This is a genomic window from Bacteroides sp. 51 (assembly GCF_010500965.1).
Taxonomy (GTDB): Bacteria; Bacteroidota; Bacteroidia; order Bacteroidales; family Bacteroidaceae; genus Bacteroides.
Genome location: NZ_QVMI01000021.1, coordinates 112,321 through 118,721, shown reverse-complemented (window position 1 = coordinate 118,721; position 6,401 = coordinate 112,321). Strand labels below are relative to the sequence as shown.

7 protein-coding genes and 1 pseudogene are annotated in these 6,401 nt (G+C 36.2%); 1 reads left to right on the top strand and 7 read right to left on the bottom strand.

What is annotated here, in order from left to right; translation table 11 throughout:
* Window positions 1-340 precede the first annotated feature (340 nt).
* Entirely contained in the window at window positions 341-943 is a 603-nt protein-coding gene (locus D0T87_RS16140) for a GNAT family N-acetyltransferase (protein WP_239063711.1), read from the top strand.
* A 157-nt stretch (window positions 944-1,100) separates the two neighbouring features.
* Here D0T87_RS16140 and D0T87_RS16135 read toward each other — a convergent pair whose 3' ends face one another.
* The 7 genes and pseudogenes from D0T87_RS16135 to D0T87_RS16105 form a co-directional block, all read right to left on the bottom strand.
* Window positions 1,101-1,799 carry a hypothetical protein gene (locus tag D0T87_RS16135; RefSeq protein ID WP_163176174.1) on the bottom strand — a complete coding sequence of 233 codons (699 nt, stop codon included), beginning with the start codon at window positions 1,797-1,799 and terminating at the stop codon, window positions 1,101-1,103.
* Window positions 1,800-1,888: 89 nt separating this feature from the next.
* The gene (locus tag D0T87_RS16130; RefSeq protein ID WP_163176173.1) at window positions 1,889-2,692 is read right to left on the bottom strand and encodes a DUF3108 domain-containing protein; all 804 of its coding nucleotides are present in this window, start codon (window positions 2,690-2,692) and stop codon (window positions 1,889-1,891) included.
* A gap of 170 nt (window positions 2,693-2,862) precedes the next feature.
* Complete coding sequence (locus D0T87_RS16125) at window positions 2,863-3,195, bottom strand: hypothetical protein (RefSeq protein WP_163176172.1); 333 nt, start codon at window positions 3,193-3,195, stop codon at window positions 2,863-2,865.
* Window positions 3,196-3,311: 116 nt separating this feature from the next.
* A complete protein-coding gene (locus D0T87_RS16120) occupies window positions 3,312-3,968 on the bottom strand; it encodes a zinc-ribbon domain-containing protein (RefSeq protein ID WP_163176171.1) in 657 nt (218 codons plus the stop codon).
* A gap of 438 nt (window positions 3,969-4,406) precedes the next feature.
* Window positions 4,407-4,511: pseudogene (locus D0T87_RS16115) on the bottom strand (GGGtGRT protein); the annotation flags it as partial.
* A 303-nt stretch (window positions 4,512-4,814) separates the two neighbouring features.
* Entirely contained in the window at window positions 4,815-5,879 is a 1,065-nt protein-coding gene (locus tag D0T87_RS16110) for a penicillin-binding transpeptidase domain-containing protein (RefSeq protein ID WP_163176170.1), read from the bottom strand.
* Window positions 5,880-5,936: 57 nt separating this feature from the next.
* A complete protein-coding gene (locus D0T87_RS16105) occupies window positions 5,937-6,389 on the bottom strand; it encodes a lipocalin family protein (RefSeq protein ID WP_163176169.1) in 453 nt (150 codons plus the stop codon).
* Window positions 6,390-6,401 lie beyond the last annotated feature (12 nt).

Genomic DNA, 6,401 nt, shown 5'->3' with positions numbered 1-6,401 from the left:
CTGAATTTGAATAAAAAATAATAAAAACATAGTTCCAAGATCTTGGTGGGTGCCTTTAGGTATCCTCCCTGAGGGGTATACCAGGTTTTGGACGCTTACTTATCCTTTCGTTTTTCTCAGGCATATTCTTGTTTGAGAGATTTTCTATTATTATTTTATTTATACTTAAAGAATGAGGATAAAAGGTCGTTGCCATCCTAGTAAGATACCCTAGGCATCTCAGTGGTTTACCTAGGGCATCTCAACCGGATAGTAACGATATAATTTTAACCGCCTACTTTTTGCTTGATCCGATATTCTTGAGTTTATATTATTGTATTTACGCTTATATATAAAAAATATGAATAACGAAAAACATACTGAACACATGGAACCAAAGATTAACATACAAATCAGGGAAACGCAACCTGAAGATTATAATGATATTATCCAAGTAGAATACGATGCTTTTGGCGGACGTGAAGATGTTGTCGGACTGGTAAAGGATTTATTGGCAGATGAAACATCAGAACCCCGGATTTCGCTTATGGCTTTTTACCAGGATAAACCTATTGGCCATATTCTGTTTACTAAAGCCTATTTCAGTGAAGGAAATAACCAGATACTTTTGCATATTCTTGCTCCTTTGGCGGTAATACCTGAGTTCCAGAATAAAGGAGTAGGCGGATTGTTGATAAAAGAAGGCATTAAACGCCTGAAAATGATCGGTTCAAAATTAGTATTTGTTTTAGGACATGCCGATTATTATCCACGGCATGGATTTATTCCTAACGCTGCTCCTATGGGTTACCCTGCTCCATATCCGATTCCGGCACAATATGATAACTGCTGGATGGTACAACCTCTTTCCGAAAATGGACTGAATGTAGGTAAAGGAAAAATCGGGTGTGCAAAAGCAATGGATGCTCCTGAGCATTGGACGGATGATGAACATCCGGCATAAGCATCGCGCTGATTGGAAAACATGTACTAACTCCATAAATAAATGAGGTGACCTTAAGATCACCTCATTTTACTTATATTTCTAAATGATCACCCGCATGGAATCGTAGATCGACGTAAGTCAAACTTGGGTGCAGCGCCTCGCTGCCCTCACTGCCTCACCGCCGGTTGGCGATGAAAAGGATTACTCCAAGTACGATTCCCAGCATAGATGACATTAATACCTGGAATTCTGTTGGAAGCAGATACATAATGGTGTGCGCCGGAATCCAGAAGAATGGTATTGTTTTCATGAAAACAAACTGCCATTGTACTTTCCAGTTAAAGTTTTGCAAATTCTCGCTGTACTTAACCTTATGGCTGAAGAACCCCTTCAGTGTACCACCCGTTTGTTTGATGTGCATATCATAGATGGTAAAGACAATCATAAATAAAGGCGAGAAGAACACATCCATAAAGAAAGCCATAAAGAATGCTCCCAGTACTTTCATACCCGAAAACTCGTGTGAGAAGATAGCAGATGCGAATGTGCCTTTTTCGAATCCGAATACATAATCCAGGAATGGGGGAGTACCCACGCCAAATATTTGAATGGCAGCTACAATGGTAAGTCCCAAAGTACCCCAAACCAAGGCACGTGGCAACACACCAAGGCTTTTATTATTGTACTCTCCGGTTTGAAACCTTAGCCCTAACATTTCGCCTAGGGTGGCTAACAGGGCATACTGAACAAATCCCATAATCATGGCATGATTGCCCGATAATGATCTGTAAAGGTTATAAGCGTCTTCGCTAACAATGAATGGGGTGAAGATGGCGCATAGCACCAGAATAAAGATTAAATCGTTTTTTTTCATATATTGCTTTGTTGCTGTTTATTGTGCCGCAAAGATAATATAATAGTTGTAAAAACGACATGTAAAGGTGTATATTCTATCTTTCGTTGCTAATTTCTTTGTCCCCTGTAGCTTTTTAGCAGGGCGCGGGTAGAGCCGACTTTTAGTTTGGAGTCAATCCGTATGGGGATACGATTCAGATCGTTTGTGATGTAGACTTTCATGGCCTCATTTTTATCTTCAAATGCCCTTTCATTAATCATGAGCACCAGTTTTATGCAGTTATATTTTCGTCCATCATTGGCTGATACACTTTCAAACCCATGATGTTCGATGTGCATATTTACCTTTTTACGACCCGACAGGAAAGAGACTGTAACCTGATCGCCTTTTTTCATATTATCATAGTTCAGGGTCCGGGCATAGTATACGATACTGAGCATATCGTACATACAATCTTTGGAAACCAGCGTCGTGTCGTAGCGTAGCCTATTGTTCTTTTTATTAATATTTCTTAGTTTGGTTTTACCTGATGAGTAATCGTATGTTGCACGTTCAGTCCGGTAGTCGCCTCCTTCATGGGCATCTTTCAGATAAGCCAGCGGAACAATGCTTTTTGTTGTATAAGAGGTTAGTGTATCTGCAATAGAAAATACGGCATTTGCTGCTCCTACAGAGTTTGCGGTGAGTATCATTTTATATGCATCTTTATTTTTATACTTTGCATCCGCAACACTTAGTGTGGAGTTCCCTGCTTTGGTATATATAATTCCATATTTAAAGTATAGGTCGAATTGTAGGAATTCACCTCCCTGAAAACTGGTGTTTGGGGTTTCACATTGTGCTTTTAGCTGTATAGAGAAAAGTGTAAGTAATGAAAGTATTATAAGTCTTATCGTTATTTTATTTATCATATTAAATAGATTTGTTAAGTTCATCTGGGCCTTGGCTGTCGATTAATATTATTTCTTCATAAATAACAAAACTATTAAAAAGGCAGTGCATTCGCAATAGTATTTCGAAAATATAACGTTCAATTTATATTTTATTGTTACGAAAGAAGATGCTTTTTTACTTTATTTGTTTATCGGAACACTTTTTCAATCGCTTTCTCTAATTGTTCATGAGTATCAGCAGACTCACCAATATATTGAGGCATCGTATTTTTTGTTTTCCTGAAGAAAACTTCTACACTATCATTGCTTCTATCCAGATCTTTAATTGTAATGTTATAAGTGCCTTTTACATCGTTATTATTCCAGTGATAAATAGAGATAAACTCTGCAACCATATTCGGTTCAATATAACAAATTAAGGATATATGTCCTGTTTCCTTGGTATAGTTACAGCCACTATCCAATGGCTCCTGTTTAAAATCTGCTGCTTTCAGAGCATCTGTGAGTTCTTGTACTTTCATAATTGCATTCTTATTTTATTTATAAAACAGGAATGCAGTCTGGTTGTTCGATAACTTATATCTTTTTTTATGTTACGATGATATATTGTGATATTATGACTTAAGCATGCGAAGTACTATATGAATTCAGCTTCTTCTTCCATTTCGATATTCTTTTCAACGTTGAATCCTGTATCTTCATCATAGTCTCTTTCGACAGATCTTATTTTACCTTCTTCCAGTAGCTCTTTCAGATGATCTTTTGATGTACTCATTAAATAGTATAGGTTGAAATAATCTTCTTTTTCATTAAATTTAGTGACAAACCGGCTATAGATGTAGGAGTTTGGAATCAGGTAGATGCTATCCTCAATTATGTGCTTGACCTTCATGAAGTAATATTCATTGTTATTTGCTTCTCCTTTTATTAAATATACATCGCCAATCATCGGATTTGCAATATACTCTTTTTTAAGCTTTTGGTTATGGAGGTTCAGTAAGATCGCTGCGGTGATAATTGATACTATCAGAATAATTCCACTGTACATATATTTAGGGGTACGGGTTTGATCTAAATAGAAATCTTTTTTCTGTCCATTAAGGGCAAAGCCGCATTTGCTGCATTGCGAGGTTATCCTTTTTACTCCAAATGGAACAAATGGAATGAAAAAGATATGGAAATAATCCTGATATACTTTAAAGATATGTGTGTATGAACCGCACTCTTCGCATTTTATACGGTTATCAATGTATTTTTTGATCCGTAAGGTCTTGGTGCCATGAAGTATAAACATAGTGTGTTTTTCGTATTTGGATTTACTAGATCATGAATGTATTCCATATATGTGTATATAAATGGTTTCTACAAATATAATGATTCACTTTGATTTGGCCATATAATTGTGATATGCTGATTGAATAAGTAGAAGAGTTATGAGAGTTCTCCACAAGTACCTGTTCTGCGACGGTATAAAAAGTCCGTCGCAAATACGTCGCAAATCTTTCAAATTTGAGGCTTTTCTGAGAGTAAATTGATGATTATAAAACGATATCGTCACAAAAAAAATAAGGGTAAATTGTAGGGGAGTGGTGCAAGTGGATTTGAAGAACAAACGGGGTGAAACCAAACAAAAAGCCTTCCCCCATAAAGAGAAAGGCTTTCCATATAATCTATTGTATATTAGCTGATTATTTCGCAGCAGCCTGTGCGATATCCACAGCTACAGCTNNNNTCCAAGGAATCCCATCATTTCTACGTGAGCAGGAACTGATGAAGAACCAGCGAATTGTGCATCTGAGTGCATACGTCCCATTGTGTCTGTCATTCCGTAAGAAGCTGACAGGAAGGTACCTCTCTAATTTATACAGACTATTTAAAGTCTTGATAAATAGTGTTTTAATCAATAATTGAAAGAACTCTTTAATTTATAAATCTCTAAAATATTAATATGTGGTCGCTAATAAGTCCTTTTTAGTTTATTAAGCTGGCATATACATAAATTCTATTCACAAAGGTAGAAATCTGATTTGAATTTTAAATATAAAGTGATGCTAAATATCAAAATGTCTTTTATGTCTTCATCCTAGAATTAGAAATCGTCACTAATACTTCTCCTATCGTTATAACTCCTCCCATATTATTAGTTATTTAGTATGTAATCTGCTATCTCTTTAAATATATCCCCTGCCATTAATCCACCAGAGGCAAACAAGTCAACGTTATCTATAGATACAATTACAGTATATTCTGGATTATCCACTGGAAAGTAACCACAGAACTCAACTCCATATCTATCTATACCATTCTCTGTGTCTAAGTGTACTATACCCGACTTACCTGCAATTTTCATCTTATCGGAGTAGGCAGACTTACCCAAGCCATCTAATACTGTTTTTTCAAGTACTTGCTGCATATAAGTGATATTTTCCTTAGAAGCTATCTGTGGATTAATAATATGAATAGAATCCTTATATAACTGTGGCTGTACCATCACTCCATTGTTAGCTATAGCATTGTAGAACGTAAGTACTTGTATCGGTGAAATCTGCTGATAATAACCAATACTAAACCATGTAAGCACTTTATCACTCCATGTACTATGATTCGGGGTTACAAAGTTTACAGGCTTCATATCCGTTAGTCCACATATACTATCAGGCTTTCCATAGCTCATTCTTTCTAAGGCATCAAAGTAAGTTTGAGGATTTTCTCCATATAACTTCTCTATGCTTTTGATAGTAGCGATATTGGAGTTTAGCATTATACCCTGTTCTAAGGTCAACTCACCATATCCACCACGTTTCCAGTTATGATCTCTCATTACTGCATCGTAGACTAGATATTCTCCTTTCCCTGTATCTACAGTATCGTTTATAGATGCTTTTCCTGATTCTAGTGCAATTAGTAATGAAATCGGGTGTATAAGTCCTGTTTCTCGTCTATAGGTAAAGTTGCTACATGATTGATAAGTTGCACTGTCTCTCCGTTCCAGTCCTACCATTGCTTTAATCTCACCCGTTTTGGTTTCCATTACTATAATCTGTCCAGACGGAGCATCTATTTCAGATAGCTTATCTTTCAATATACTGCAAGTCTTACTTTGTAGGGTAGAATCTATAGTAGAATTCCTTTCCAGAGATTGCTTACTTTCTGTGCAGGCTGATAATACGATTAATAACAGTATAGCATTTATAGTGTATTTCATTTAATCTTAGTATAAGGAGCAGCAAGCGAGCTAACCCGCCTGCCAATTATTAATGATTTACTTCTTTCTCGTGTATGTTTCTACAGAATGGTCATACTGTCCATTTCCAAGGTCTTCATACCAATCTATCACGAGTTTATTATCAGTAAGTTCCACGATAGTTTCTGTAACAGTATTATCTTCAAAAGAACTCTTGCGAGTTAACTTATCATCTTTAATAGTCCAGCTGTAATAATACTTTTTCGCCTCTTCTTCGGTCTCATAGTCTGGTTCATAACTATAACACTTTCCATTACTTTCAAAGATTCTAAAGAAACCGCTCTCTGCACCCTCTTCTTGTTTTTTACCGTCACCGAAGTTCCAATCATATTTAGCATAGGTTAGTTCCCATCTGCCAACTATTGATACAGAATAATCAGGATCATCATCGTTATCATCGTCTGAACATGATACGAAACTAAAACTTAGTGCTACCACCAATAGGTAGCTTAATAATCTAAATGTTTTCATTTTGTAATAATT